Annotated in this window: 23 protein-coding genes; 5 read left to right on the top strand and 18 right to left on the bottom strand. The window is 44.5% G+C overall.

All coding sequences use genetic code 11. The features are described 5' to 3' along the window. Positions 1-219 precede the first annotated feature (219 nt). From HCJ66_RS14170 to iolA, 11 genes are all read right to left on the bottom strand, one after another. Positions 220-600: a VOC family protein gene (locus HCJ66_RS14170; RefSeq protein WP_187133727.1), complete on the bottom strand. Its 381-nt coding sequence runs from the start codon at positions 598-600 to the stop codon at positions 220-222. Between the two features lie 76 nt (positions 601-676). Then, complete coding sequence (fba, locus tag HCJ66_RS14165; protein ID WP_187133726.1) at positions 677-1,528, bottom strand: class II fructose-1,6-bisphosphate aldolase; 852 nt, start codon at positions 1,526-1,528, stop codon at positions 677-679. A gap of 63 nt (positions 1,529-1,591) precedes the next feature. After that, a complete protein-coding gene (iolI, locus tag HCJ66_RS14160) occupies positions 1,592-2,428 on the bottom strand; it encodes a 2-keto-myo-inositol isomerase (protein WP_187133725.1) in 837 nt (278 codons plus the stop codon). A 22-nt stretch (positions 2,429-2,450) separates the two neighbouring features. Continuing rightward, positions 2,451-3,317 carry a sugar phosphate isomerase/epimerase family protein gene (locus HCJ66_RS14155; protein ID WP_036059363.1) on the bottom strand — a complete coding sequence of 289 codons (867 nt, stop codon included), beginning with the start codon at positions 3,315-3,317 and terminating at the stop codon, positions 2,451-2,453. After that, the gene (gene iolG, locus HCJ66_RS14150; RefSeq protein WP_187133731.1) at positions 3,301-4,347 is read right to left on the bottom strand and encodes a bifunctional inositol 2-dehydrogenase/D-chiro-inositol 1-dehydrogenase; all 1,047 of its coding nucleotides are present in this window, start codon (positions 4,345-4,347) and stop codon (positions 3,301-3,303) included. The genes HCJ66_RS14155 and iolG overlap by 17 nt, the downstream gene beginning before the upstream one ends. A 39-nt stretch (positions 4,348-4,386) precedes the next feature. Next, positions 4,387-5,823, bottom strand: coding sequence for a sugar porter family MFS transporter (locus HCJ66_RS14145; RefSeq protein WP_187133724.1), 1,437 nt, complete (start codon positions 5,821-5,823; stop codon positions 4,387-4,389). Next, complete coding sequence (gene iolE / locus HCJ66_RS14140) at positions 5,820-6,719, bottom strand: myo-inosose-2 dehydratase (RefSeq protein ID WP_187133723.1); 900 nt, start codon at positions 6,717-6,719, stop codon at positions 5,820-5,822. Before iolE ends, HCJ66_RS14145 begins: the two co-directional genes overlap by 4 nt. A 21-nt stretch (positions 6,720-6,740) precedes the next feature. Beyond that, the gene (gene iolD, locus HCJ66_RS14135) at positions 6,741-8,651 is read right to left on the bottom strand and encodes a 3D-(3,5/4)-trihydroxycyclohexane-1,2-dione acylhydrolase (decyclizing) (protein ID WP_187133722.1); all 1,911 of its coding nucleotides are present in this window, start codon (positions 8,649-8,651) and stop codon (positions 6,741-6,743) included. A 20-nt stretch (positions 8,652-8,671) separates the two neighbouring features. Continuing rightward, a complete protein-coding gene (gene iolC / locus HCJ66_RS14130; RefSeq protein ID WP_187133721.1) occupies positions 8,672-9,649 on the bottom strand; it encodes a 5-dehydro-2-deoxygluconokinase in 978 nt (325 codons plus the stop codon). A gap of 16 nt (positions 9,650-9,665) precedes the next feature. Further along, positions 9,666-10,475 (bottom strand): 5-deoxy-glucuronate isomerase, encoded by an 810-nt coding sequence (iolB, locus tag HCJ66_RS14125; protein WP_187133720.1) that lies wholly within the window; start codon positions 10,473-10,475, stop codon positions 9,666-9,668. A 16-nt stretch (positions 10,476-10,491) separates the two neighbouring features. After that, on the bottom strand, positions 10,492-11,958 hold the full coding sequence (gene iolA / locus HCJ66_RS14120; RefSeq protein WP_187133719.1) for a methylmalonate-semialdehyde dehydrogenase: 1,467 nt from the start codon (positions 11,956-11,958) through the stop codon (positions 10,492-10,494). Between the two features lie 295 nt (positions 11,959-12,253). Here iolA and HCJ66_RS14115 point away from each other — a divergent pair, with 295 nt between their 5' ends. Then, on the top strand, positions 12,254-13,006 hold the full coding sequence (locus HCJ66_RS14115) for a DeoR/GlpR family DNA-binding transcription regulator (protein ID WP_187133718.1): 753 nt from the start codon (positions 12,254-12,256) through the stop codon (positions 13,004-13,006). Positions 13,007-13,026: 20 nt separating this feature from the next. Further along, a complete protein-coding gene (locus HCJ66_RS14110; RefSeq protein ID WP_187133717.1) occupies positions 13,027-13,416 on the top strand; it encodes a tautomerase family protein in 390 nt (129 codons plus the stop codon). Positions 13,417-13,526: 110 nt separating this feature from the next. On the opposite strand, the gene yhaM is transcribed toward HCJ66_RS14110, so the two are convergent. From yhaM to HCJ66_RS14095, 3 genes are read right to left on the bottom strand one after another with little or no spacing between them, the layout of a single operon-like run. Then, positions 13,527-14,465 (bottom strand): 3'-5' exoribonuclease YhaM, encoded by a 939-nt coding sequence (gene yhaM, locus HCJ66_RS14105; protein WP_187133730.1) that lies wholly within the window; start codon positions 14,463-14,465, stop codon positions 13,527-13,529. A gap of 51 nt (positions 14,466-14,516) precedes the next feature. Continuing rightward, entirely contained in the window at positions 14,517-17,324 is a 2,808-nt protein-coding gene (locus HCJ66_RS14100) for an ATP-binding protein (RefSeq protein WP_187133716.1), read from the bottom strand. Then, a complete protein-coding gene (locus HCJ66_RS14095) occupies positions 17,321-18,559 on the bottom strand; it encodes a metallophosphoesterase family protein (protein WP_187133715.1) in 1,239 nt (412 codons plus the stop codon). Before HCJ66_RS14095 ends, HCJ66_RS14100 begins: the two co-directional genes overlap by 4 nt. 161 nt (positions 18,560-18,720) lie before the next feature. Between HCJ66_RS14095 and HCJ66_RS14090 the strand changes: the two genes are divergently transcribed. Beyond that, a complete protein-coding gene (locus HCJ66_RS14090) occupies positions 18,721-19,155 on the top strand; it encodes an NUDIX domain-containing protein (protein ID WP_187133714.1) in 435 nt (144 codons plus the stop codon). 56 nt (positions 19,156-19,211) lie between these two features. On the opposite strand, the gene HCJ66_RS14085 is transcribed toward HCJ66_RS14090, so the two are convergent. The 4 genes from HCJ66_RS14085 to HCJ66_RS14070 all read right to left on the bottom strand — a co-directional run bounded on the left by HCJ66_RS14085 (position 19,212) and on the right by HCJ66_RS14070 (position 24,689). Then, complete coding sequence (locus HCJ66_RS14085) at positions 19,212-19,565, bottom strand: YlbF/YmcA family competence regulator (RefSeq protein ID WP_036070534.1); 354 nt, start codon at positions 19,563-19,565, stop codon at positions 19,212-19,214. Between the two features lie 72 nt (positions 19,566-19,637). Further along, positions 19,638-20,771, bottom strand: a complete 1,134-nt coding sequence (locus HCJ66_RS14080; protein ID WP_187133713.1) for a DUF445 domain-containing protein — start codon at positions 20,769-20,771, stop codon at positions 19,638-19,640. Between the two features lie 97 nt (positions 20,772-20,868). Next, on the bottom strand, positions 20,869-22,227 hold the full coding sequence (gene fumC, locus HCJ66_RS14075) for a class II fumarate hydratase (RefSeq protein ID WP_187133712.1): 1,359 nt from the start codon (positions 22,225-22,227) through the stop codon (positions 20,869-20,871). 323 nt (positions 22,228-22,550) lie between these two features. After that, positions 22,551-24,689 (bottom strand): PBP1A family penicillin-binding protein, encoded by a 2,139-nt coding sequence (locus HCJ66_RS14070; RefSeq protein WP_187133711.1) that lies wholly within the window; start codon positions 24,687-24,689, stop codon positions 22,551-22,553. Between the two features lie 359 nt (positions 24,690-25,048). Here HCJ66_RS14070 and HCJ66_RS14065 point away from each other — a divergent pair, with 359 nt between their 5' ends. Then, positions 25,049-25,468: a low molecular weight phosphatase family protein gene (locus HCJ66_RS14065; protein ID WP_187133710.1), complete on the top strand. Its 420-nt coding sequence runs from the start codon at positions 25,049-25,051 to the stop codon at positions 25,466-25,468. A gap of 94 nt (positions 25,469-25,562) precedes the next feature. After that, positions 25,563-26,447 carry a cation diffusion facilitator family transporter gene (locus HCJ66_RS14060; RefSeq protein ID WP_187133709.1) on the top strand — a complete coding sequence of 295 codons (885 nt, stop codon included), beginning with the start codon at positions 25,563-25,565 and terminating at the stop codon, positions 26,445-26,447. The last annotated feature ends 4 nt before the right edge of the window (positions 26,448-26,451 follow it).

Raw genomic sequence — 26,451 nt, 5'->3', positions numbered from 1 at the left:
CATACAAAAAACTCCCTTATAAAGTAGATTTGGAATTTTTGTTTTTTCCATTGTCTACTCTATAGGGAGCATATCATAATCGTTCTTCAAATGTCTTTTTATTTTTAACCATACAAAAAACACTCCCTTAAAGTAAATACTAGAATTTTTATTTTTCTAGTGTCTACTTTATGGGGAGTGTATCACATTCAATGAGTAGCTAGGCTTTTTTGTTTCGTATTATTTTTGAAGGATTGCAAAATAGTTATTTTCATCATCAGCAAAGTTGAAGACGCGGCCCATATTTGGGACGTCGATTAGATCGCCAACTGTGATGCCTTTTGATTTGAAATCTTCGTACATGGCATCAAGGTTCTCTCCATACAAGAGGATAGATGGTGTTCCTAGATTCATTTCTGGTTGTATTTTGGCAACGGCTACTTTGTCTTGGAGCACGAATTTTGTTGCAGAGTCGTTGGTTGGTGCGATTTCAATCCAGCGTTCTCCGTCTGTTGGTGCGCTTTCGGAGGTGATGACAAAACCTACTTTTTCTGTCCAAAATTTTGCTGATGCTTCTTGATCGTTGACGTAAAGCATGACTTGACCGATTTTATGAATCATTTCTAATTCCTCTTTTCTATTGCTTTTTGATTGCTTGTTTAGTATAGCAAGATTCAGAGGAGGTTTCAAAAATTAACTATGCTTTTCCTGTGGAGCCGAATTCCTGGATTTTTACTTGGACGGTTGCTGTGATTGCTTCGCGGCCTGGTTCTAGGATGACTTGGGGTTCGTGTGTGTCTGGATTCTCGGTGAGTGCTTGGCGGATTGCTGTGAGCCAGGATTTATTGCACTCGGTGTTGACGTTGATTTTGGCGTGGCCAAGCGTGATGGCGCGTTTGATTTGGTGGGGCGGGATGCCGGATGCGCCATGGAGAACGAGCGGGATCTGAATGGAGTCTTGGATGGCGGCCATTTCTCGGAATCCTAGGACGGGTTCGCCTTGATAGTTGCCGTGGACGGAACCGAGTGCTGCTGCTAGTGCGTCGATGCCGGTTTCTTTGGTGATCATGACGCATTCTTCTAGGTCGGCGTAGTTGATGTTGCCGATTAAGCCGTCTTCGTTGCCGCCAACCGTGCCTACTTCTGCTTCGACATCAACGCCTCGCGCGTGGGCGTAATCGGTGACTTCTTTGGTTAGGCGAATATTTTCTGCGATCGGGTATTTGGAGCCGTCGAACATGACGGATGTGAAGCCAGCATCGATCGCTTGTTTGCAACGCGCGACGGTGGTTCCATGATCTAAGTGGAGCACGACGGGGATTGTGATACTGTGTTCTGTGATTAGATTTTTGACCATCGATGTGATCGTTTGGAATCCGCCTAGAAAGTCTATCATTCGATCTGACGCGCCGATGATGACGGGGGCTTTTTCTTTTTCGGCGGCGATTAAGATGGCGTGAATCCATGATAAGCCATTGATATTGAACTGGCCAACTGCGTATTTTTCGCTGTGCGCTTTTTTAAGTACTTCGTTTAGGGTTACTAACATATTATACCTCCTCGTATTGAAACAGAATCCACGAGCTTTTGTTGCCACTCGTGGATTTCTATGCTATATGCTGAAATATTTGGACACTACTTTGACGGTGGTTTCTTTTGCTTTTCGGATCGTTTCTTCTGGTGTCAATTTGTAATACTCTGGCCTGAAAAGTTCTACGGAAACAACGTCGGAATAGCCGATTTCTTTTAAGGTTTGGATATGTGCGTTAAGGTCTATCGCACCGTGGCCGGGCCAAACGCGGTCATCGTCTGTTAGTAAACCGATTTGGAAATCTTCGGTGTCATCGATGTGAAAAATGAAGATTTTGGAGCCATCTGCGTTTTTTAGGCTCTCGATATTAGAGCCCATCGCGTGGAAATGGAAGGAATCAAATACGAGACCTACATTTTCGCGATTGACGCTTTGAACGATATCATACGCATCTTCAAATGTGTTGACGGTGCACTCTGGATGTCCAACAAATTCAACGGCAATCTTGACTCCATGTAGTTTTGCAATGTCGGATAATTCCTCGAGTACCGCTACGCTACTTGCTTTGATATCTTTTTTCAAAATTTTATCGGTCGTTACTAGTGGCACTGCAACGACGTATTTCGCGCCAATTTTATCACAGATTGCCATCATTTCTTTAAATTCTTGAATGATTGCGGCATGACCAGCTTCGTCACGATTGTTGAAAAATACGAGTGCGTTTAGAGCTAGCGGTTTAATGTGATGTGTCTTGAAATACTCAGCGAGCTCGTCAATGCTATGTGTCTCTAGGTACTCTGGTAGTTTATCCATACTCCTAATTTCGATATAATCGTAGCCATTCGCTTCACAAATTGCTAAATCTTTTTCTAAATTAGAGTTTTCAAGTGTCGTTGCTTCATTGAAACATAACTTCATCGTGTGTCTCCTCTTTTCTTATTTAGCTAAGGCCTAGACCTTTTTTCATCGTTTTTAGCATGAAATCACTGGATTCATCGGCTTTATCGACCCAAGCAAAAACAGCATTTGTCGCGATTCCGTCGAATTTCATCTCGCGCATTTTACGGAAAATAGTATCAAAATCGACCTCGCCTTGTCCGATGTTGAGATGTTGGTGAATCGTCACTTCGGCATCGGGTGGATTCACAATGTAGCGCAGGCCATACGCGGCTTTGTGGTTAAATGTATCGGCAAACAGGACTTGATCAAGCAGATCACCGGCTTCGTCTAGCATTTTGCCAACATCACCAACGCCGTCGTCATAAAAGAACGTGTGCGCCGTTGAGTAGACGAGTTTAATCCAATCTTTATCCAGGGCGCGAATCATATCGATAGCTCCAGCATTGGTTTCGATGAAGTCGAGTGGATGGGCTTGCAAGTTCAGACGCACGCCTTCTTTTTCGAAAACGGGCATGAGCTCATCCATTGATTTCACGAACTTCTCTTCGCATACGACAGGGTTATATTTCGTGCCACTGAACTCGCTATTCATCAAATCAACGTCCAGTTCGACCGCGATTTCGATGGCGCGTTTCCAATTGCGAACCGCAGCGACGCGACGTTCTTCGTCTGGTCCTGCCCAATTATAAAGTGGTAATAGGGACGAGATTTCAAGGCCAGTATCTCGCAAGCATTTTTTCACGAGTTTTATTTTTGCTTTGTCGACTTTCGGATATTTATAAAACGGACAGAAATCCTCTCGTGGACTCAGTTCGATGTACTTATAGCCAAGTTCTGCGGTTTTGTAAATCATTTGTTCGATGGTCATATTATCGCGGAACATACTTGGATCAAGCGCTAACTTCATTCTTTTTCGCTCCTTTTTCTTCGTAGAATGCTGGTCGTTCGTCAAGTTCGATGGATTCGGTTGCCCCTGTTTCTTGGGCTTTCACGCATGCAGCGGCTGTGACAGATGCAACATAGCCGTCCCATGATGTTGGACCTTGTGGTGCGCCGCTTTTGTGAATGGAATCAATGAAGTCTTGAATTTCGATATCGTAAGCTTCTAGGAATCGTTCTTTCCAATCCATCAAAATGTCTTGGCTCAGCTTGCCACTTTTGCGAGTGATGATGTTGGAGAACTCAGGTAATTTCACGATGCCTTCTTCGCCGATCACTTCACACTGAATGTCGTAACCGTATTGGCAATTCACGAAAACTTCCACAGTAATCGAGATGCCGCCTTTTGTTTCAATAATCATAATTTGTGGATCGCGTAAGTGCGGTAGCGCATGTTTGGTTTTCTTCGGATACACGACTTGAACGCTGGCATAGTCATCATTTACAAGCCAATGTAAAACATCGATTTCATGAATCAGCGTGTCCGTCACGGCCATATCGGTTGAATAGGTTTCTGGCACAGTAGGATTTCGATGGGCACAGCGAATCATTAGCGGCTCACCGATTTCGTTCGCGTCAATCGCTTCTTTCAATTTGACGTAACCATGATCGTATCGGCGCATAAAACCCACTTGCACCAAGCGTTTTCCGTGTTTCATTTCCGCGTCGACAATACGGCGTGCGCCTTCTGCTGTTGTTGCTAGCGGTTTTTCACAGAAAATGTATTTCCCTGCTTCGATGCCCGCAAGTACGCTCTCTTCGTGCGCTGGTCCCCAACTAGAAACGAGGATCGCATCGACATCTTCAGCCGCGATTAGCGCTTTATCATCTGGATATACTTTGGCATTTAAGTTAAAATTTTCAACGGCTTGTTGTGCGGCAGCTTGGTTGACATCGGTTACAGCAACGACCTCAGCACCTGCTAGCGTGTGGCTAATCCGTTTAATATGTTCGCGTCCAATGGCACCTGTTCCAATAACTCCAAATCGTAAATTCATCATTTATTCCTCCAATTCATAGGTTTATAGCGCTTTCATTTACTTGAATTTAATATAGTTCCGGAAATAATATTCGATCTGTTCTAAAGAATGACCTTTTGTTTCTGGTAAGTATTTTTTAACGAAAAGAATCGCAAAAACGCCGAGTACTGCAAACATGAAGAATGTGACGGATAGGCCAACGTTTGCCAGTAAAATAGGGAATGAAAAACCAACGAGAAAATTCGTAATCCATAAGCAAAATACGGTTGTTCCCATGCCTATTCCGCGTAATCGTTGCGGGAAAATTTCGGACAGCATTAGCCACGTTACTGGTGAAATCGCGCCTTGTTGGAACGCAAGGAATGTGACCGTCAAGCTTAGAACTACGTATGGTAGCGCTTCGGTTCCTTGTAGCAACATCGACAAAATTCCAATTAGGAGTAGCGCGCAAGTCGTGCCTATAAGTCCTGTGATTAGCATCGGTCGCCGTCCTACTTTTCCAAGCAAGTAAATGCCGAGGAAGGTCGCGGCCACAGATATGACGCCATTCGCAATGTTCCCAATCAGCGCTGCCTCGGTCCCAAACCCTGCATCTCGCAAAATTTCAGTGCCGTAGTACATGATCGAGTTGACGCCCGTAATTTGCTGGACAATCGCGATTCCGACTCCGATAAAGACGATTCGCCTCACCCAAGGGACGCTCAAATCTTTGAATGTCGCTTTTTGAATTTCTTTTTCAGCGGCGATGTTATCTTTGATTTCTGTTAACTCTTTATTCGCCTCATTTTCTTCTCGAATTTGTTGTAACACGCGCAAGGCATCGCCAATTTTACCTTTGGAAGCTAGCCAACGTGGACTTTCTGGTAAGATCAGCATTCCGAACCACAGAATAACGGCTGGAATCGTTGCAATCACAAGCATGTAACGCCATACGTTGCCATCTTCACCAAGCGTGGTTCCAATGATGGCATTAAACGTGAAGGCAAGCAATTGACCGGTTACAATCATTAATTCATTTTGCGTTACCATCCGCCCACGTCTATGCGCGGGGGACATTTCTGCTAAGTATGTTGGTACAGTTACCGAAGCTCCGCCGACTGCAAGCCCAAGTAACACACGGAAAATGACCATGACACCCATATTCGGCGCAAACGTACAACCAAGTGTTGCGACGAAGAAGATAATCGCCAGCGTCATGATATTTCGTCTACGACCACTCCGATCGGATAATCTACCTCCAAATATGGCACCAAATGCAGCTCCAAATAGGAGGGAACTCGCCACAATACCTTCTCCGGCAGGCGATAAATTCAGTTGACCTGCTTTTGACATGTAGGGAAGCGCTCCGTTTATAACACCTGTATCGTAACCAAATAACAAACCACCAAATGTTGAAATAATTGTGATTAGTCGCAAGTAAGCTTTCGGCGTTCGTTTATTCGCTGGCGCCTGTTCCAAAGCTACTTCTGGACCCGCTTGTTCTGGACTTTTCATATCGATCGCTCCCCTATTTTTGCTTGTAGCAAGTTCTCATCAATGTATTTCCTAGCAATTAAGGCGTACTCCAAAGGATTGGCAACAGCGGGATCTTGCTCTGCTTCAATGACGATCCAGCCGCTATATCCAAATTTTTGCAAGCGATTATATACTTCAACAAAATCAATACAACCATCGCCAGGTACGGTGAACATGCCTTTTAAAAACGACTGCAAAAAGGAGAGCCCTTCTTGTTTACACGCAACCATCACGTCTTTTCTTACATCTTTAAAATGAACGTGTGCGATTCTATCGATATGTTTTTCAAGCAGCGCCATGTAATCGCCTTCCGCGACGAAAATATGACCTGTATCGTAAAGCAAATGAACGCGCGCGGGATCCGTACCAGCCATCAGTTGATCCACTTCTGCAAGCGTCTCGACACCAGTTCCTAAATGATGATGGTAAACCAGTTTCAAATCATGCGCATCAGCAATCGTACCAAGTTCATTGAGTCCCTCGCATAATTGCGCCCATTCTTGTTCGGTGAAATGTGGTTTTTCCGTGAAAACGTTCTTCGTTAATCCTTGAATACTGTACGTTTGTTCCGATACAACCGCGACATTTGCGTTCACTTTTTTCAAGTAAGCACAGTGCTCCGTAAACGCTTTTTTTGCCGAATCGACACCATCACGAATGATAAAACTGCTAAACCATTGCCCGGCGATTCTCAAATTCCGAAGCGCGAGCTCTTTATTTAGAACGTCCGCTTCTGGGAAAAAACCGCCAACTTCCGTGCCTTCAAAACCAGCGACTACGATATCACTCAGTAGATGCTGCAACGTGTTTCCTGCTCCAATTTCCGGTATATCATCGTTGCGCCAGCCGATCGGCGCGATTCCCCATGTAATCATGAGCAAATACCCCCTATGGTATTAGTATTTTTTAGCTTTCTCCAATTTCTTTTCTATAGCTTCATGCGCTTTTTGAATACTATCTTTCGTGGAAACTTCTGAAACGCCAACGTGCCACCAAGCATCATAGCCATCTGACATCGTTTTCGGTAGGACTTTCATTTCGATCAGCGTGGAAACCGTTTGCTTTTTAGCATCCTCAAGTGCCGCTTTTAACTCAGGAATTGTGTTAGCACGGTAAGTTTTCGCGCCATAACCTTCTGCTACTTTAGCGTAATCGATATTCATAATCTGGTTATCCGCCGTTCTAAATTCACAGAAATAACTATCGCTGCCGTGCTCCATTTGCAGATTATTAATACAGCCAAAACCAGAGTTATCGAACAGCAAAATGTTGATTTTGTGGTTATATTGCAGTGCCGTGATAAGCTCGGAATGAAGCATTAGGAAACTGCCGTCACCCGCCATCGCATATACTTCTTGTTCTGGCGCAGCGAGTTTGGCACCAAGTGAACCGGAAATTTCATACCCCATGCACGAATATCCGTATTCTAAATGGTACGTGTTTGGAACGAGTGGGTTCCAGAGTCGTTGCAAGTCACCAGGTAAAGAGCCAGCCGCCCCAACTACGATGCTATCTTCGGCAACTGTATCATTAATTGCAAGGAACGCTGCCGTTTGCGATAATTCCGTATTTAGCGCATCCGAATATTCATTTAAAACTTCTTGTGAGAATTGATTCTTAATTTCTGGATCAAAATTATCACGCTTAAACGTTACATTAGCAAGGCGATCGCGCTCAACAAGCCAAGTTGCTTTCAAAGTTGCCAATTCCGAGCCATACGCTGTTTCATAATTACCGAGTCGTTCAGCAAGAAGTTCGAGTGTCACTCTTGCATCCGCCACCACTTGGAAAGCATCTAATTTATACGCTTGCGGGCGGCTCACATTGATGTTCAAAAAGCGTGTTTTATCCCAATTAAAAGCCGTTTTTGACGATGTCGTGAAATCCGTATATCGTGTGCCGATTCCAATCACCAAATCTGCGTTTCGAATCACCGAGTTGGCAGCACTTGTACCGAGGATTCCCGTCCCGCCTAGGTTATTTTTGAATTGAAATTCTACCGTTGATTTCCCAGCATGCGTCTCCACTAGCGGGATATTATATTTTTCCGAAATAGCGATCAATACCTCACGAGCTTCCGAATAACGCGCGCCTCCGCCAACAATGATCACAGGTCGTTCACTTTCCTTGATCCGTTCCAGCGCCCCAACAAGTTCCCGTTCCGTCGGTGCTTTGCGATCGATATAATGAATCCGCTTTTCAAAAAACGCTTCATCAAAATTGTACGCCTCGCCTTCCGTATCCTGACAAATACAAACCGTTGCAGGACCTGATGTTGCCGGGTTCGTCATCACTTCAAAAGCGCGTAACAAACTGCTCATCAACTGTTCGGGACGCGTCACCCGATCCCAATACCGAGAAACTGGCTTCAGCGCGTCATTCGTTGTCACCGCTGCACTATAATCCTGTTCCAATTGTTGCAGAACTGGATCCGGTTGTCGCGTCGCAAATGTATCCGCTGGTAAAAGCAATACGGGAATATTATTCGCAAATGCCGTCCCAGCCGCCGCCACTAGATTCGCCGATCCAGGACCTGCCGATGTGGAGATGGCGAAGATCTTTTTCCGCAAGTTTTGTTTCGCAAAAGCGATCGCTGCATGCGTCATTCCTTGCTCATTTTTTCCTTGGATCACTTTCAAATGACCTGGATCTTCTTCCAATGCCTGGCCGATTCCGACCACATTCCCATGTCCAAAAACTTGAAATAACCCTTCGACGTATGGCGTAATTTTGCCGTCAATCGCGACATACTGCTGATTGATAAATTTTATTAAAGCTTGTGCCGTTGTTAGGCGAATCGTTCCCATTTTATCTTCCACCTCTTTTTTTAAACTTGTGCCGCAATCAAATCTTCAATCTCCGAAACACTTGGCATCGCCTCAGATGAACTATGTTTACTAACCACGATCGAAGCCGAAGCACTTCCAAATTTCAGCGCTGTTTCAATCGACTCTCCAGTGATGAGCGCGTACAGGAACGCCGAAGCATAGGAATCTCCCGCACCAAATGTTTTCAAAACCTTCGTCATGTAAGCCTTGCCGCGGAACGTTTCGCCTGATTTCGTGTAGGCGTATGAACCTTCCACACCGTGTTTAATCACGATCAACTCTGGCGTATGCTCAAATAGCGCCGTCACGGTGGCCGCGTTTTCACCACCAACATGATTTTCTAACATATCAAATTCATCGCGCGTTCCAATAACGATATTCGCCTGCTCAGCAACCAGCTGATAATAAACCGCCGTTTCTTCCGTTGTTTTCCACGTATAAGGACGATAATCCAATTCAAAAACAATTTTCACATCGTGCTGACGCGCCAATTGAACCGTTTTCAAAATTGCTTCACGAGAAGGACTTTGCGACAACGCCGTACCTGAAATCACGAGCGCTTTTGTATTTTTGATATAATCTTCATTGATCTCATCTGGTTGCAAATATAAATCGGCTACCTGATCGCGATACATTAAAATGCTACACTCATCTGGACTCTTAATCTCCGTAAACGCAAGCCCCGTCTTATGTCCATCCTTATCCACGATCATTTCTGACGTATCCACACCGACATTTCGCATATATTGTTCAATAAAACGGCCATGTTGATCATCTGGAATTTTGCCGACAAAACCAACTTTCAAGCCTAATTTCGCCGTCCCAATCGCGATATTCGCAGGCGATCCACCCACATATTTAGAAAAAGTCATCGTTTCTTCCATCGGACGATTATACTCTACCGCGTTCAAGTCGATACAAGCACGCCCCACTGCGATAACATCATATTTTTTCGAATCATCAAATTGATATTTCATCTCACGTTTCTCCTCCTCATTTTCGATCTAAAATCCATTCATGCGCCGGATCATTGTGGAAATTCCATGTCCGCACAGGTCCCGCCATCACATTTAAATAATAAGAAGTATAGCCATCGGGCACACCAACTGGATGATACCCCGCCGGAACAAGCACCACATTGCGATTTTCCACCGTCATCGTCTCATCAATCGATCGATCATCTGTATAAACCCGTTGAAAAACAAAACCTTGCGGCGGATTCATCTCATGATAATACGACTCCTCCAAAAATGACTCCGCCGGCAAATTATTCTGATCGTGCTTATGCGGTGGGTAGCTCGACCAGTTGCCGCCTTCCGTATACACTTCCACGACCAACAAACTATTCGCTGTCGTCACCGAATCAGGCAAAATATTATGCACCGTCCGCTTATTATTATATTTTCCGCGCTGTTCGGTCGAATTTGCCTCCGCAGGAATCAAAGTTGTCGGCAATTGCTTTTCTGATGGCGCATAGCACAGTGCCACACGCGCCACATCCGATTCCCCCGTCACTCGAAACGCTCGATCATTGGAGATATAAACACTATCCGTCGGTACCTGCTCAAAAACACTTGATCGACGCCCAATATTCGCAAAAGTCGCGTCATGATCCGTCACCGTTATTCTTCCAGTGAGCGCTACAACACAAACTTCCAATTTCCCAAGCGACTCCTCATACGTCTCACCCTGCGCTAAATCAATCATTTTAAAGCCGACATATTTTAGCGGAGAATCTCCACCAATCGCCACATCTTGCACGACTTTATTCGCAGTTTCTGGTTTCCGAAGTAATTTTACCATCCTCGATCACATCTCCCTATTCATCAAAATTCGGTTTTGGATAACGCGCGGTTACCACTTTTTTACGAGTATAAAAATCTACACTATCTTTACCGTTCGCATGCAGCGTTCCAAAGAAAGAAGATTTCCAACCAGAGAATGGGAAGAAAGCCATCGGAGCAGGCACACCAAGGTTCACGCCAAGCATTCCAGCATCGATGTTCTCACGGAAGTACCGAATCGCCGAAGCATTTGTCGAAAATAGACAAGCCCCATTCGCAAACTCCGATTCATTCGCAATCGCGATTCCTTCTTTCAAGTTTTTGACCCGAATAATCGATAGAACCGGCGCGAAAATCTCATCCTTCCAAATCGTCATATCGGTTGTCACATCGTCAAAAATCGTTGGTCCCACAAAATAACCATTATCAAGCGCATCACTTCTGCCATCATATACCAGATTCGCACCTTCCGCGATTCCTTTTTCGATATAATCAAGCGTCCGTTGTTTATTCTCCGCACGAATCACTGGGCCTAAGAAAACACCATCATCGAGGCCGTTACCAATCTTGATTTGACTCGCACGTTCCTTTAACTTAGCGATAAACTCATCCGCAATCGATTCTTCCACCGTCACGACCGCACATGCCATGCACCGCTCGCCCGCAGAACCAAAAGCCGCCGCGATAATGTTCGTAAGCGCATCATCCATGTTCGCATCCGCAAGCACGATTGTATGATTTTTCGCACCCGTCAAAGCCTGCACCCGCTTCAAGTTCTCGCTTCCTTTTTTAAAAACGTACTCACCAACTGGTTTAGATCCAACAAACGAAACCGCTTTAATTTCAGGATGTTCCAAAATACCATTCACCACGTCATGTGCACCGTAAACAACATTGAATACGCCGTCTGGAAGTCCCGCTTCTGTAAATAACTCCACAATTTTTTCGGTTAATAAAGGCGTTCGTTCCGAAGGCTTCAAAATAAACGTATTGCCGACCGCGATCGCCATTGGGAACATCCAACATGGCACCATCATCGGGAAGTTAAACGGCGCAATCCCACCAACAACACCAATCGGATAACGGTAATTCGTTGCTTCCACATCCGTTGCAATCGATGCCAGCGAATCTCCCATCATAAGTGTCGGTGCACCAGCTGCGAACTCCACATTCTCAATGCCACGTTGCACTTCACCAAGCGACTCCGTCAAATTCTTCCCATTTTCAAGCGTAATCAGCCGTGCCAACTCTTCTTTATTTTGGAGTAACAACTGCTGATAATTAAATAAAATCCGAGCTCGGCGAGGAACCGCAATATTCCGCCATTTTTCAAAAGCAGTTGCCGCTACTTGCGCCGCATAATCAAAATCCTCACGCGTCGAAATCGGTACTTGCGCCACAACTTCCTTTGTCGCCGGATTATACACATCCTCATAAACTTTCGTCTTGCTCGCTACCCATTCCCCATTTATAAAGTTTTTCAGCTTTCTAACCTCTGCCATTCCATTTCCTCCTTCATATATAAACGCTTTCATAATTCCAATCGTAAAAGATGAGCTAATTCGACCGAAAGATAACCGTTTAGAAGTCATCTCTTGGTTACATCTTGATTATATTCTATACTGACGATGAGTAAATGTCAACCATGAATTTGCGTTTCCCTATCAAAAGATAACCAATATTCCTTATAAAACCAAGGAAAGACATCAAAAAACGCATATTATTGTTACATGTTGATTAACTTTTGAATATGTGTTAAAATTTAACCAAGTTACCAACCGGATAGGAGAATGACAAATGAAGGAAAAAAGACTCCAATTAGTGGAAGAGTTTATTCAAGAAAAAGGCACGGCGTCCCTAGACGAATTATGTGAGCACTTCAACGTCTCCAAGAATACAATTCGTCGCGATATTAATAAGATCCGCGAAAAAGGCACCATTCAAAAAGTGTACGGTGGCGTCACTACAACATCCGACCGTTTGATTCCTTTTGAGAATCGCGATCATTCTAACCAAGAAGAGAAACAAATCATCGGAGAAATTGCTGCCAAGTATATAGAAGAAGACGAAATCATTTTCATCGATTCCGGTACAACGACACGCAACATCATCGAATTTTTGCCAAAAGGAATCAAGGTCACATTGCTGACGAATAGCCTGGATATTATCAACGCTGCCGCGACCCTGGAAAATATTAATTTGATCATTATCGGTAACAACTACAAGCGCAAAACCAAGTCATTTGTTGGCATGGACGACTCTAATACGATTGATAAATACAACGTGAATAAAGCTTTCATGGCAGCAACTGGGGTCTCGATTTCACACGGTCTAACAAACTCGGACCTGCTCGAATATGAGATTAAAAAGCGAATTGTGAGCAAAACTGAAGACATCTTTTTACTCGCTGATCAATCCAAATACGATAAGTCCACATTGCTTACTTATTGCCCACTGGAGGATGTAAGTACAATCGTTACCGCGCAACCACTTTCAGAAGAATACACTGCTTTTTGTGAAGAACATAATATCCAAATCGCGACCAAATAATAGAATGAGGAGATTTTAAAATGCCATTATTACGATTTGATTTAATTAAAGGACGCGATGCCGCGGACGTAAAAAAATTGCTAGATACCGCGCATGATGCGATGGTAGAAGCGTTCGACGTACCTGCGAGTGACCGCTATCAAGTAGTCCACCAACATGAACCGTACGAAATGATCATGGAGGATACAGGACTTGGATACGAGCGAACAGAAAAATTTGTACTATTAAGTATTGTGAGCAAGAAGCGTACCGCAGGACAAAAACAACGATTATACGCACTGACGGCAGAACGACTCGCTTCTATTTGCGGGATTCCATCAACCGATTTGATGATTTCGATTACGGAGAATGAAGATGCAGACTGGAGTTTCGGTTTAGGCGAAGCGCAGTTTATCACTGGAAAATTATAAAAATAAGTCATGCGTATAAAAACAGCTGAAAAGCTAATTTTATACGCATGACTTGTCTTATTTTAAATATTTGTATGCCGAGGTTAAACCAATTATCTCAACGTTTCCATTCAAAAGTTCGGATTATAAAACGACCTATTATCCAATCCAAACACCCGCTCTGAAAATTCCCCTGGTTTCGTGTGACGCAACGCCTTATCCATCATATTCATCGACGCATCCATCAAATCAATCTGATGCAAAATCTCGGCTTCTCTCACAAGTGGTGGTTTAGGACTTCCCCACTCACCTTTCCCATGATGACTCAAAAGAACGTGCTTCAATATCACAACTTCCTCACCTTCAATTCCTAACTCATCCGCCATCTTGCTCACTTCTTCTACCACAATCGAAATATGACCAATCAAATTCCCTTCCAGTGTGTATGTAGTAGAAATTGGTCCAGAAAGCTCAATCACTTTCCCCAGATCATGCAAAATCACACCAGCATACAATAAATCACGATTCACCGTCGGATACAAATCCGCAATCGATTTCGCCAAGCGTAACATCGATACCACGTGAAAACTAAGTCCCGAAACAAATTCATGGTGATGCCTTACAGCCGCCGGATAATCAAAGAAATCATCTTGATACTTCTTCAAAAGCGCGCGCGTAATCCGCTGTAAATTCGGATTTTGCATTTCAAAAATATACTTCGTTACTTCTTCACTCATCTCCGCCTTGTCAATTGGCGCCGTCTCCATAAACTGCCCAATACTCACACCATCAAGACCTGATGACTGCCTAATTTGGCGAATTTTCAACTGCTTTCTACCACGATAATTCTGCACTTCCCCAACAATATTCACGATATTTTGGCTCGCATAATTCTCCTCATCACTGTCCGATATATCCCACAGTTTCGCTTCTAATTCCCCCGATTTATCCTGTAAAACTAACGATAAAAAAGGCTTACCATTGCTCGCGATTCCCTTCGTACTCGATTTTATTAATAGAAACAAATCAAGCCCTTCTCCAACTTCATAATCCAGTAATTTCTTATCCATCTTCAGATCGCCTACTTTCTCCGATTCCATTTTCGCCTCTACTTTACCCCTTTAGTATAGCATGTGTTGCTCTTCCTTGGAAAAATATTTACTAAGCGGTTTATGACACGTAAAAAATATCACCTGATTATCCCGCCGTATCTCCTGCAATAATACCATAATTTCTTCCAAACGATCCTCATCAAAATTCACAAAACTATCATCAATAATAATCGGCAATCGTAATTCCCCATGCAGCATCTGAATCACCGCAAAACGAATCGCCAAATACAGCTGTTCCTTCGTCGCCTGACTCAACTCCTCTGGGAAAAAACGCACCCCATCATACCGTTCCACCTGTAGCCTATTCTCCGAGAACCGAACCAATTTATAGTTTCCCATCGAAAGCACATCAAAGAAATGCGTCGCACGCGTCAACACTTTCGGCAACTTCTCCTCCTGCAACTTACGCATAATCTGACCAACCATTTCCTTGGCCAACTTCACACGCATCCATTCCTTCGCCAAATCCTGAAAAGACTCCTGCTCCGAATAAAAATACTGCATTCGATCCGAGAAACTTTGCCCGTCCTCAAGCGTCTCACGCGCCAATTCCTTCTCCGCAATCACCTTGCGATAACGATCCAAATCCGTATCCAACACCCGTAACCGGTCCTTACGCTCCAACACCTGAGCACTAATCTCACTCTCCTGCTGAATCCCCGAAAAGCTCTCCAAATGCGAATCCGTAATCTGCGCCCGAAGCAACACGGCCCGTTCCTGCCATTTCCACTGCTGCTCCACCTGCAACCCCTTCTGCCGGAAAAATTCCTCATTCTTCACATTCGCTGCTTTCAACAATTCCGACTTATCAAGTGCTATCGAAGCCTTTTCCCGCTCCAAAATAGCAATCTGATTCCGCAATTGTTCCTCTTTCTCCTGCGACTTCGCAATCTCGGCTACAAACGATTTCCGAGCCTTCCGCTTCGTTTTCAGAAACATCACTTGTTCATCCACAGGCAACGATTCCAGATTCAATTGCTGCACCAATTCCTCTAGTTTTGACTCCCATTCCACCACTTTCCCGCGGAGTACCTGCACATCTTTCGCAGCCTTTCTCTTGTTCTCAATCCCTTGCTTAACCTCCCGCCACACAAACAAAATGCTCTCCAACCGCTTCCCAGAAAAATCACTAGGTAAGAAAAACAGCTCACGATACGCCTGCCATTTAGCATCCAAATCCGCATCCACAACCCGCAATTCTCTCAAACGTCGCTCATTCTGCTCCACCTGTAGCGCCAAGTTATCCATCCCATCATAACATTTCTTAAGTGCCGCTCTCGCCTGCTTCTGCTCCATAAAAGCACCATATTCCGCTGGATCATAAGACGCTTTCCCATCTTGCTTCCGTATAAATCCAAGCCAAGAAAATACCATCCCAACAAAAAATAGCACCCCGACACCATACAAAATAACCCACTGCAACACACCCGCCAAAATCAAGCTCAGCAAAAACAACAAAGCAAAGCCAATCACTGGGACAGGTAACACCGTTCGTTTTCTCGTTTCACGCCGCTCCAACTGTTGTTGCACCTGTTGAAATTTTGCCGAAGACCACAAACCCTGCTCCAAATCCTCACATTGCTTCTGAAGTTGCTCCAACTCATGTTGCTTCCATACCTGCTGCTGTTCCAATTCCGCAATCTGCACCCGATTCTGCTCGGACTCCTGCTGTAAACCAGTCAAATTATGCTCCACCGAAACATCCAAGCGCATCGCCAAAATATCCTCGTCCTCCGGAATCACTTTCACCGCTTCCAACGAAGTAAATTGTTGCGCCTCCTTCTGATCCAAATAACGAATATCCTGCTCTAACTCGCCAGCACGCCTCTGCCATTCCTGAAAAAGCGGCCACGTCTCAAGCAAGCCATCCATTTTCTCCGCATCCGACTCACTCCACAAATCATTCGTCCGCTGCCGCTCCACAAGTTGCACCAATCGTTCCTGCCACTGAATAAGCTGCGCGTTCAACTCCTTCTCCCGCGCCTCCAAATGCTCCAATCGCACTATCCCATTCGCTGGAAAATCCAGATCGCCCAACTGCTCCATCTGCTTCCGCAAAAACTGCCATTCCTCATAGACCGGCCAAACTTTGAGCAACGCTTCCTCCTGATCAATCTCCATTCTTAACGCCTGTCGCTCTGTATACGTCCGCGAAACACCAGCCTGCGCCTCTTCCAGCTCCTCCACAATACGCAAATACTGCTGATTATTTCGCTTTCCGTCCTGGTATGTCACAAACGCCTGCTTCACCTTCAACAGCTGCTGATTCAACTTCGGATTTTTCCCACTCGGCTTAAAAAGTTCATCCAAACGCTTCTGCAACCGCTCCTCCGCTCGAATCAACACATCTGAACCAATCGTCCCCGTTGCCAATAAATACCGCTCAAAATCCACTTCCTTCAAATTCTGCACATTTTGCAACCCGTGAATATCAAACGAAAAAATAGACTGATAGCGCGTTCGGTCCATCCCACCAAGCATCTGCTCCAAATAAGCCTCAGTGCCAGTCGAGCCATCCTCAAAATATACTGTGACGTCACCCGTCGCCTTCCCACGCAATCGCTCTACCGTCACCCGGCCAAATATCGTATCCTCCAGCACAAGTTTCCCACCATACGCCCCTTTATTCTTCGGCTCCATTCGCGGTAAACTCTGCTGTTTCGTCGGAAAACCAAATAAAATACTATGAATAAAAGCCATAATTGTCGACTTCCCAGCTTCATTCGCTCCGAAAAACAATTGAAAATCCTGCAATCCTTCTATTTTCTTACCTTCCCATTTACCATATCCGATAATTTCCAATGCACTAATCTTCATTTGATGTCACCCTTTAACTGTTCCAACATATTTTCAAGTAAACTTGCCGATTCCTCCACAAGCCTTTCTCGATCCGTTTCTCCAAAATCCTCCAAAAATCGATTTGTCGCCCCGTTCGAAAATAAACTCTCTGTAGCCTGATAAAATGCACTCTCCTGCTTCAAATCCTCTTTCGCTAGCTCCCATTCATTCAGAAGCCCCGATGTAGCTAACCAATCTGTATCCAGCTTCGCCACTTCATAACTCACACGCATCACCCAAACAAAATTAGGCTCATCCATCCAAAGCTCCTGCAACATATCCAGCCATTCACCACCGTCCATTCGCTGCTTCACATCACTACTAAGCGCAACTTCCGATCTTACAACCAACGATAATAAAACTGCCTTATCCGGTCGCCTAGCCTCTTTCACCGCTTGCATCAACAACTGAAAAAGTCCCGAAAAATCAACCTCCGTCTGAATCTCCAATGTCTTCTCTTCCCAAATAATCGGCGCCGTATCAACAAACGTCAACTCCGCTCCCGTTTCACGCAACGAAACAAGCGTCACACCTTTCTCACCAGTTTCCTTACGATGTCTCCCCTGAATATTTCCCGGGAAATAAATCATCGGTTCCTCCAATAAAACCTGCCGCATATGAATATGACCCAACGCCCAATAATCCATCTGTTTCATATCATTCACTCGAAACGGCGCATACACATCCTGCACTGGATTTCCCGTCATTTCCGAACCATGTAACAAACCAATATGGAAATCAGCTTCACCTTCACGCTCATACCTCACATAAACCGCTTCACGAATATGCCGCTCTCCGTAACTAAATCCATACAAATTCACCTTATACCCCAGCGTACTAAGAAACGTATGACATTCCAATTCCGTATCAAAAACCGTCACATTATCAGGCAATTGCAAGCGATCCTGATATTTCGCGACATAATCATGATTTCCATGTATCATATAAACTGGAATCCCACTCTGCTTAAGACGCCCCATTTCCCGATAAAATCGAGCCTGCGCCTTAATACTCTGATCTTCCTCATCATATATATCTCCAGCGATAATCACAAAATCAACCTTCTCTTCCATCGCCACATCCACAGCCTTAGTAAACGACACAAACGTACTATCCTTTAACTGCCTAAAAACCGCATCTGGCAACTGCTTCAAGCCTAAAAACGGGCTATCCAAGTGTAAATCTGCCATATGTACAAATCGTATCTCTTTCATTGTAGCCCTCCTAAATTACGAATATATGTTCTATTATACCTTGAAACCCCTTATCACACAATGAATTCCCACTTAAAATTTGATAATTTTTCTAAAAAACCTCCCATTTATAAAGAAAACATGCTATTCTAAACATAATAACATCACAGGAGGTAAGAACAATGGGCAATTGGCACCGAAGTTTTGGCGTATATGGCGTCGCAGAAGATAACGGAAAACTACTCATGATACAACGAGAAAAGGACCCCTACAAGCAAAAATGGGATTTACCTGGGGGCAAACTAAACGATGCCGAAACACTGATGGATTGTCTCAAACGAAACATAGCCGAAATTGGTGGAAAACCTGATATCACAGCCAACCTCGGCGTCTACGATTTCCTTGTTGGCTATCCATTTCTTGATAAACGGATTTTGCAACACATTACAGCTCTTTTCTACATGAGCGTTGATTTTTCAGCTGAAAAAGCCGTTCCGCTCATTTTCCAAGTTGAACCGACGAAAATGCTTAGTTATCAATGGGTGCCAATGAATTTACTCACAGACAAAAATGCGACACCAGCTGCCCTGAAAGCCGCTGAAATCTTGCAGAAATAAAAAACGCCGTACAAAAGCCACTAATTGGTAGCTTTCATACGGCGTTTTCCTCACTCTTATTTTTCTTTTACATCATATAATTCTTGTAACGGAGTCATGATGATGCGGTTTAAGTCATTGATAATCAAACTCATCGCTTGCTCTTTTTCCATCAAGTTCGTAATTGCCGCGTTACTTTGTACTTCTTCAGCAACTTCTTGCGCCAAATCAATCGTTTCATCATCGATTTCTTGACCACTCATTTGTTTCTCTTGAATCGTTACTTGCACTTCACGGAAACGGTCGAATTTCACTTTCGCCTCAGCGTCAGCATTCACATCCGCATACGCTTGCTTCAAGTTCGTAAATTGTTCTGTTTCACGAATACCACGTTCTAAGTCATTCGCAATGTCATAAATATTGATAGTCATTTTATGTTCCTCCATATATACGAAATTTTCTTCCTTCCCCACTATATCAAATTTCGCGGACAAGGGCAAAGATTAAAACCAAATAGCAATAATCCCTTGAAGTATCCCGATAAATCCTCCTAAAAAACCGCCTAAATACGTAATCATTTTCAGCTCTTTCCCAGAAATATCAAGCACAATCTGTTCCATCTCACCTAACGAAAAAGCTTCAATCTGATGCTGCACCATCTTCCCAATTTCCAGACGCTCCATTACCTCTGCACTATGCTCACTCGCAAACTGCAACACCGCATCCACCAAAAAAGGCACCACTTTATCCAAAATATCCTGCTCATAAGGACGAACCCAATCCTGAACCGGCGTATCCATCCACTTCTCTAGTTGCACCGTTCGCATAATCTCCGCAATCAACTGCTCGGAAAACTGCTCCTGCTTCTCAAGCGGCATCACATCCACCAAAGCACGCTCCGAAAACTGCTGCCATTCCGATACGATCAATGCCTCTAAAACAGCCTCGGTCTCCGGCTTTCCGATAAATTTCACGACCTCTTTTTGCATCCGAGTCACAAAGGTATCATTATTCAAGAAAAGCCCGACCATACCGCCAATTTTCCCACGTTCCGCCAAAATCCGCTCAATCATCGCCTTAATCTGAAGTTTACCAGCATCACTCGCCGTAAATATCCCAATCTTCTCTAATGTTTGCGCCGAAATCGCCGGAATTTTTCGAGCCAACTCATCGTGCACCACATCCGGTAACACATTTTTCACCGCCAACTCATTACGCTTCACAAAAAACTGATCCAGCTGTCCTTTTAAAACCGTCGCGATTTTGTCATGCGCCGTGTCTCCAATAGCCGTCATATCCCACTGCGCCAAAAGTTCCCTCGGCGTCGTCTCAATCGCCAACTTCTCACAAACCAGCGCGTTTGCCGTCACGATCAACTCCGCGCGCAGTTCTTCCTCAGAAAGCTTCGCCTGCACCGCCTCGTTCGTCAACAAATGTTCCGCGACAACTTCACCGATTTTCACAGTCAATTCTTCACGACGCTTCGGAATAACACCTGGCGTTAAAGGAATTCGCCATTTACCAATATATTTTGCCTCAAACGGCCTAAAAAGCATCCGAATCGCGATAAAGTTCGTCGCAGCGCCGATAAATGCCCCAACAATCACCATAAATAAAATCGTCATCCAAGCACTCAAAATAGCATCACCCTCTAATTTCCATGTAGTGCTATTATCTTACGGCATTTTAGCCAGCGACACAATGGTTTCGTACAAAGTTCAGCCTAAAGTATGATTATCCCTCTAAGTTCGTCATTTTAAGCGGATCAATCCACGCATCAAACTGCTCAGCCGTCACAAATCCTGACTGAATCGCTGCCTCTTTCAACGACAAATCTTCCGCAAACGCCGCCTTCGCAATTTTCGCCGCTTTCTCATAGCCAATATACGGATTTAGCGCCGTCACAAGCATCAGCGACCGGTCAACTAACTCCTGCATCACCGCTTCATTCGCCTCTAACCCCTCCAAGCAATGCTCCCTAAACGACCGCATCCCATCAGCAAGCAAACGCACCGACTGCAAAAAATTATAAATAATGACAGGCTTATACACATTCAACTCAAAATTCCCTTGGCTCGCCGCCACATTTATAGTCGTATCATTGCCCATCACTTGCGCCGCAACCATCGTCAACGCCTCACATTGCGTCGGATTCACTTTTCCAGGCATAATCGAACTTCCAGGCTCATTGGCTGGAATCGTCAACTCACCAATCCCACTACGCGGTCCACTCGCCAAAAACCGCACATCATTCGCAATTTTCATCAAGTCAGCCGCTAACGCCCGCACAGCCCCATGCACAAAACTAAGCTCACTATGACTCGTCAAGGCATAAAATTTATTCGATGCTGAGCGGAACGGATATCCCGTATCAGCCTCCAAATGTTTCGCGACCCGATCACCAAAATCCACCGTCGCATTCAGCCCAGTACCGACCGCCGTGCCTCCAATCGCAAGCTCCAACAAATGATCACTACTTTGCGAAATAAACGTTTCTGCGTGCGCAATCATGCTCTCCCAACCGCTTATCTCCTGGCCCAGCGTCAGTGGGGTTGCGTCCTGCAAATGCGTCCGTCCAATTTTGACCATCCGCCAATATTTTTCCTTCTTCTCTGTCAACACGCGCCGCATCGCTTCAAGCTCCGGCATCAACTGCTCCACAACCGCCGTATACGCTGCAATATGCATCGCCGTCGGGAAAGTATCATTCGAGCTCTGCGACATGTTCACATCATCATTCGGATGTACAGAATCGCCCGCCACATGCGCCACGACCTCATTCACATTCATATTCGACTGCGTCCCGCTCCCCGTCTGCCAAACCACCAACGGAAAATGCGCATCCAGTTCGCCAGCCACAATCCTCTCACAAACCGTCGCAATCGCCTGCGCCTTACTCACACTCAACTTCCCAAGATCCGCGTTACTCCAAGCCGCCGCCCTCTTCAACCGCGCAAAAGCCTTCACAATCTCATCCGGCATTTTCTCCTCACCAATCTTAAAATTCAACCGACTCCGCTCCGTTTGCGCCCCCCAGAACTTATCCCCAGCAACCGCAATCTCACCAATCGTATCCCGCTCCATTCTCACCATCAAAAAATCCCCCTTCAAAACTATGTACTTCCCTATATCCTACCAACAAAAAAGACCCAAAGCAACAATCCACGCTCTGAGTCAAACTTCTTTAAAATACCTCTTCCCTACGTCTTCCCACCGAACCTCAGGGGGCCGACAAATGCTCAGATCCTAGGCAAAAGCGCGTACCGAAGCGGAATGTACGATTTGTACATGAGCATCGGAACACAGCTTTTAACGGAAAGGATTACATGCTCACTTTGCTCTCATGCATATTGGGGCTGTAACTCGTTTTACTTCGAACAACCCCAACAATGAGCGTTTGTCGGCCCCCTGAGCGACTAATTTCCAAATGAATCAAGTATATTACTAAACCCATCTGCAATCTGTCCACCAATTTCTTTCGCTTTATCAGCGCCTTTTTTGATGGTTTCGCCTGCACCTTTCGCAGAATCCTTAATAGAACCCCAGAAATCGCCAGCTTGCTCTGTTACAGCATTCTCTTGATTCTTCTCTTCTGTCTTAGCAGATGCGCTCTTCGTTCCAAAGTCTACCGGTTTTTGATACTTCAACCCGCTCTTCATCACGTAATGCGCAAGCGATGCTACCCCATCAGAACTCGTCGTTTTCAAATAGTGCGCTTCATCTGTTTTATCAAAACCAATCCAGACAGAGCCTACTAAGTTTGGTGTATAACCAACGAACCACTGATCTTTCGTGCCATCTGTCGTAAATGGTACTTGTGTCGAACCAGTTTTACCAGCCATTTCGTAACCTGAAACGCCTGCATTTTCACCAGTACCACCATTATTAATAACATCAATCAGCATCGAAGTCATATCCGTCGAAACCTTCTTAGATATAATCTGTTTCGTAGACGCCTCATTCTCATACACTACTTTACCTGTTGGATCAACAATTTTGCGGATAATGTGTGATTCTGGTTTCGCGCCATCGTTTGCAAATGTCGCATAAGCCGTTGCTAACTCAACTGGTGAAACACCTTTGTTCAAGCCACCTAGCGTTAAGCCTAGATACTCATCTTCCTTCGTCAATTGAATCCCGAAACGCTTCACAGAATCGACACCTTTTTGTAGGCCAATTTTATCCAACAACCATACTGCTGGTGCATTAATCGATTTCGCTACAGCTTTATACATTGGCACTTCGCCGCGATAAACACCACCAACATTGGTTGGCGTGTATTTACCGTACGTTGTCTTCTTATCCTGCAACATGTCATCTACTTTCCAACCTTCTTCAAGCGCTGGAACATAGGTCGCAAGTGGCTTCATAGTTGAACCCGGTTGAGCTTTCATTTGCGTCGCGCGGTTAAATCCACGGAAAACATGTTTCCCACGGCCGCCGACAAGCGCACGAACACCGCCACTCTCAGGATCCATCAGTACAGCTCCACCTTGAACAAGCGTACCATCCGCGGCATTAGATGGGAACAAACTGTCATTTTCAAATGTGCTCTCCAATGCTGCTTGGTAGTTTTGATCAAGCTCCGTGTAAATTTGATAGCCTTGCTTCATGATATCGTCTTGCGTCAGGTCCGTTTCCTTCAAAGCTTCATTGATAATAGCATCGGTATACCAAGGATAGTGATAGTTATCCGGGTCATTCGATTTATCTGTCAGCACAAGCTTCGTTGCCTGATATTCCTTCATTTGTTCCTTCGTAATCTTACCATTTGTGTACATCGCACCAAGCACGATATTGCGTCTATTTACTGCTTTATCTCCATGCGTATAAGGATCATAGGCAGACGGAGCTTGCAAAAGACCAGCAATTGTTGCAGCTTGTGGAATCGTTAAATCAGAAGCAGTCGTTCCGAAATATTTCTTCGCCGCATTCTCCACACCCCACTCATTATTTCCAAAGTAGGACGTATTCAAATACATCTCCAAAATTTCATCCTTCGTGTACGTCTTCTCGATCTCACGCGCCATAAATAACTCTTTTGCTTTTCGCGTAAAAGTCTGATCCTGCGTTAAAAGTGCATTCTTCGCTACCTGTTGGGTAATGGTACTACCGCCACCCGTGATGTTTCCTGTTGAAGCAAGTCCCCAAACAGATCGGAAAATCCCCTTCAAATCGAAACCACCATGTTCATAAAACCGTTTATCTTCAATTGAAATAACAGCATTTTGTAGATTCGGAGAAATATCTTTAATGCTCACAAACGTAGCATCCGACGCGGAAAGTTCGCCCGCCTTGTCGTTGTCCTTATCATAAATGACTGTCGTCGTTTCAAGTCCCTTTTTTAAAGCATCGATGTCGGCTGATTTTGCCACAATGACCAGTGATACGATAAAAATCAGTATACACGTCAAACCGATAAGTGTTAAAAATTTCCCGATATGCTTATTCTTCCAAAAACGGCGGAATTTACTCCAACCGATCCCCAACCACTTCTTTAGAAAGAGAAAGAAGCTTTTTAAATAGGTCAAGATAGTTTTGTTCTCATTATTCACGCATATCTCCTAGCTTTCTACATTAGTTTGATAAAGTTAAACTCAGCTGTATACACCCATTTTACGGCAAAAGCCTGATTTGCACCACCAACTTTAGACCGATTTCTATGTCCACCTTGTAATTATACACAATTTCGTAACAATATTTACGCTTTTTTAATTTTATTTTGAAAATGAGGTTTTTGTCTTTTCAGACGGGGTATTTATCTACTGTTAACGGGAAAGGCCAAATGAATGAATCGTATATGAAATCATCGCCGTTCTTCACACAGGCGTTATTACCTGCTTTCATTAGACTTGTATAGAATAACGCAAAACTCGCATTTTTTCAGTCTAAAGAGCAAGAAAGGATTTGGAGCATGAAGAAAAAACTTATTTATTTCTTATCACAAAGACACATTCGCAGTTCCATGGCGGAAGCTTGGGCCTCAAAACTCGCCATCAGCAACGCCCAATTTATTAGCGGCTCTTGGTGTCATACACAGACATCCCCATTTGTCGCCGATGCCCTTTTGGAATACGCCATGGAACCACCAGCAACAATGCCCGTAACTCCTAGTCAAAAATTATTAAGCGAGGCTGATCTAATCGTCACGATTTATGATGCTGCCTCCGAACTCGCCCCTGGATTTCCAGACGAGCTTCGCGACAAAATTGTTTATTGGGATATAAAAGATCCCGAACAAAGTCCTGATGAACCCGTAAAGTGGGCTTATTACCAAGAAGTTTGCGACAATATTGCAGCATCCGTTAAAGGTTTAGAAAAAGCACTATTATAAAATTTCTGATCTCTCTAGCAATCGTATTTCGATACGCCCTGCTAGCGAGATTTTTATTATCTAACGTATAATGAAGGAAACGAGGTGAAGTCAGATGGAGAATTATGAAGATTTAAAAAGAGGAGAACGAGGCGCATGGCTCAGTATCATCGTCTACATTTTCCTAGCCACACTCAAAATTGTCATTGGTTCTGTCGGTCATTCCGACGCACTGCAAGCCGATGGTTTAAATAACACAACCGACATTATCGCTTCTGTGGCCCTACTTGTTGGTCTGAAAATTTCACGTATACCGCCAGACGAAGATCATCTCTACGGTCACAGGCGCACAGAAACCATCAGCTCCTTACTTGCCTCCTTCATCATGTTTCTCGTTGGTCTCCAAGTTATTTGGCAAGCGTTTCTGGCATTTGTTCACCAAGAATTCGCAACGCCTTCCGCGCTTACCGCAATCGTGGCTCTATTTTCAGGCGTAGTCATGTATATCGTCTACCTAATTAATAATAATCTCGCGAAAAAAGTCGATAGTTTGGCCGTCAAAGCCGCAGCCTACGATAACCGATCCGATGCTTACGTCAGTTTTGGAACCTTCATCGGGATTACCGGTGCCATTATAGGCATTTCCTGGCTCGATAACGTCACCGCATTCCTCGTTGGTGTACTCATTATCTACACCGCCTGGAAAATCTTTTACGACGCTGCACACACACTCACTGATGGATTTGATATTGGTAAAATTGAGGATATCCATACCATCATCGCAGGCGTCCCCCAAGTCCATGAAATTCTAGATATCAAAGCCCGCATGAACGGTAACCGCATTTGGATTGACGCTACGATTTCCGTGAAAGCCGAACTCAGCGTCGCCGAAAGCCACGCCATCACAGAGCAAATCGAAACAGCGATTCGCCACACCTACCCAAACGCCTACACACTCGTCCACATCGAACCCTATTTCGACACACAAACAACTGATTAAATAG

This window comes from Paenilisteria portnoyi, from assembly GCF_014322795.1.
GTDB classification, from domain to species: Bacteria; Bacillota; Bacilli; order Lactobacillales; family Listeriaceae; genus Listeria_A; species Listeria_A portnoyi.
The sequence above is the reverse complement of the archived record's forward strand: the minus strand, read 5'-3'. Positions and strand labels throughout refer to the sequence as shown.

Bases quoted from the DNA above. Each gene is read 5' to 3' on its own strand.
- HCJ66_RS14170 (WP_187133727.1), bottom strand. From the start codon at position 600: ATGATTCATAAAATCGGTCAAGTCATGCTTTACGTCAACGATCAAGAA.
- fba (WP_187133726.1), bottom strand. From the start codon at position 1,528: ATGTTAGTAACCCTAAACGAAGTACTTAAAAAAGCGCACAGCGAAAAA.
- iolI (WP_187133725.1), bottom strand. From the start codon at position 2,428: ATGAAGTTATGTTTCAATGAAGCAACGACACTTGAAAACTCTAATTTA.
- HCJ66_RS14155 (WP_036059363.1), bottom strand. From the start codon at position 3,317: ATGAAGTTAGCGCTTGATCCAAGTATGTTCCGCGATAATATGACCATC.
- iolG (WP_187133731.1), bottom strand. From the start codon at position 4,347: ATGAATTTACGATTTGGAGTTATTGGAACAGGTGCCATTGGACGCGAA.
- HCJ66_RS14145 (WP_187133724.1), bottom strand. From the start codon at position 5,823: ATGAAAAGTCCAGAACAAGCGGGTCCAGAAGTAGCTTTGGAACAGGCG.
- iolE (WP_187133723.1), bottom strand. From the start codon at position 6,719: ATGATTACATGGGGAATCGCGCCGATCGGCTGGCGCAACGATGATATA.
- iolD (WP_187133722.1), bottom strand. From the start codon at position 8,651: ATGGGAACGATTCGCCTAACAACGGCACAAGCTTTAATAAAATTTATC.
- iolC (WP_187133721.1), bottom strand. From the start codon at position 9,649: ATGAAATATCAATTTGATGATTCGAAAAAATATGATGTTATCGCAGTG.
- iolB (WP_187133720.1), bottom strand. From the start codon at position 10,475: ATGGTAAAATTACTTCGGAAACCAGAAACTGCGAATAAAGTCGTGCAA.
- iolA (WP_187133719.1), bottom strand. From the start codon at position 11,958: ATGGCAGAGGTTAGAAAGCTGAAAAACTTTATAAATGGGGAATGGGTA.
- HCJ66_RS14115 (WP_187133718.1), top strand. From the start codon at position 12,254: ATGAAGGAAAAAAGACTCCAATTAGTGGAAGAGTTTATTCAAGAAAAA.
- HCJ66_RS14110 (WP_187133717.1), top strand. From the start codon at position 13,027: ATGCCATTATTACGATTTGATTTAATTAAAGGACGCGATGCCGCGGAC.
- yhaM (WP_187133730.1), bottom strand. From the start codon at position 14,465: ATGGATAAGAAATTACTGGATTATGAAGTTGGAGAAGGGCTTGATTTG.
- HCJ66_RS14100 (WP_187133716.1), bottom strand. From the start codon at position 17,324: ATGAAGATTAGTGCATTGGAAATTATCGGATATGGTAAATGGGAAGGT.
- HCJ66_RS14095 (WP_187133715.1), bottom strand. From the start codon at position 18,559: ATGAAAGAGATACGATTTGTACATATGGCAGATTTACACTTGGATAGC.
- HCJ66_RS14090 (WP_187133714.1), top strand. From the start codon at position 18,721: ATGGGCAATTGGCACCGAAGTTTTGGCGTATATGGCGTCGCAGAAGAT.
- HCJ66_RS14085 (WP_036070534.1), bottom strand. From the start codon at position 19,565: ATGACTATCAATATTTATGACATTGCGAATGACTTAGAACGTGGTATT.
- fumC (WP_187133712.1), bottom strand. From the start codon at position 22,227: ATGGTGAGAATGGAGCGGGATACGATTGGTGAGATTGCGGTTGCTGGG.
- HCJ66_RS14065 (WP_187133710.1), top strand. From the start codon at position 25,049: ATGAAGAAAAAACTTATTTATTTCTTATCACAAAGACACATTCGCAGT.
- HCJ66_RS14060 (WP_187133709.1), top strand. From the start codon at position 25,563: ATGGAGAATTATGAAGATTTAAAAAGAGGAGAACGAGGCGCATGGCTC.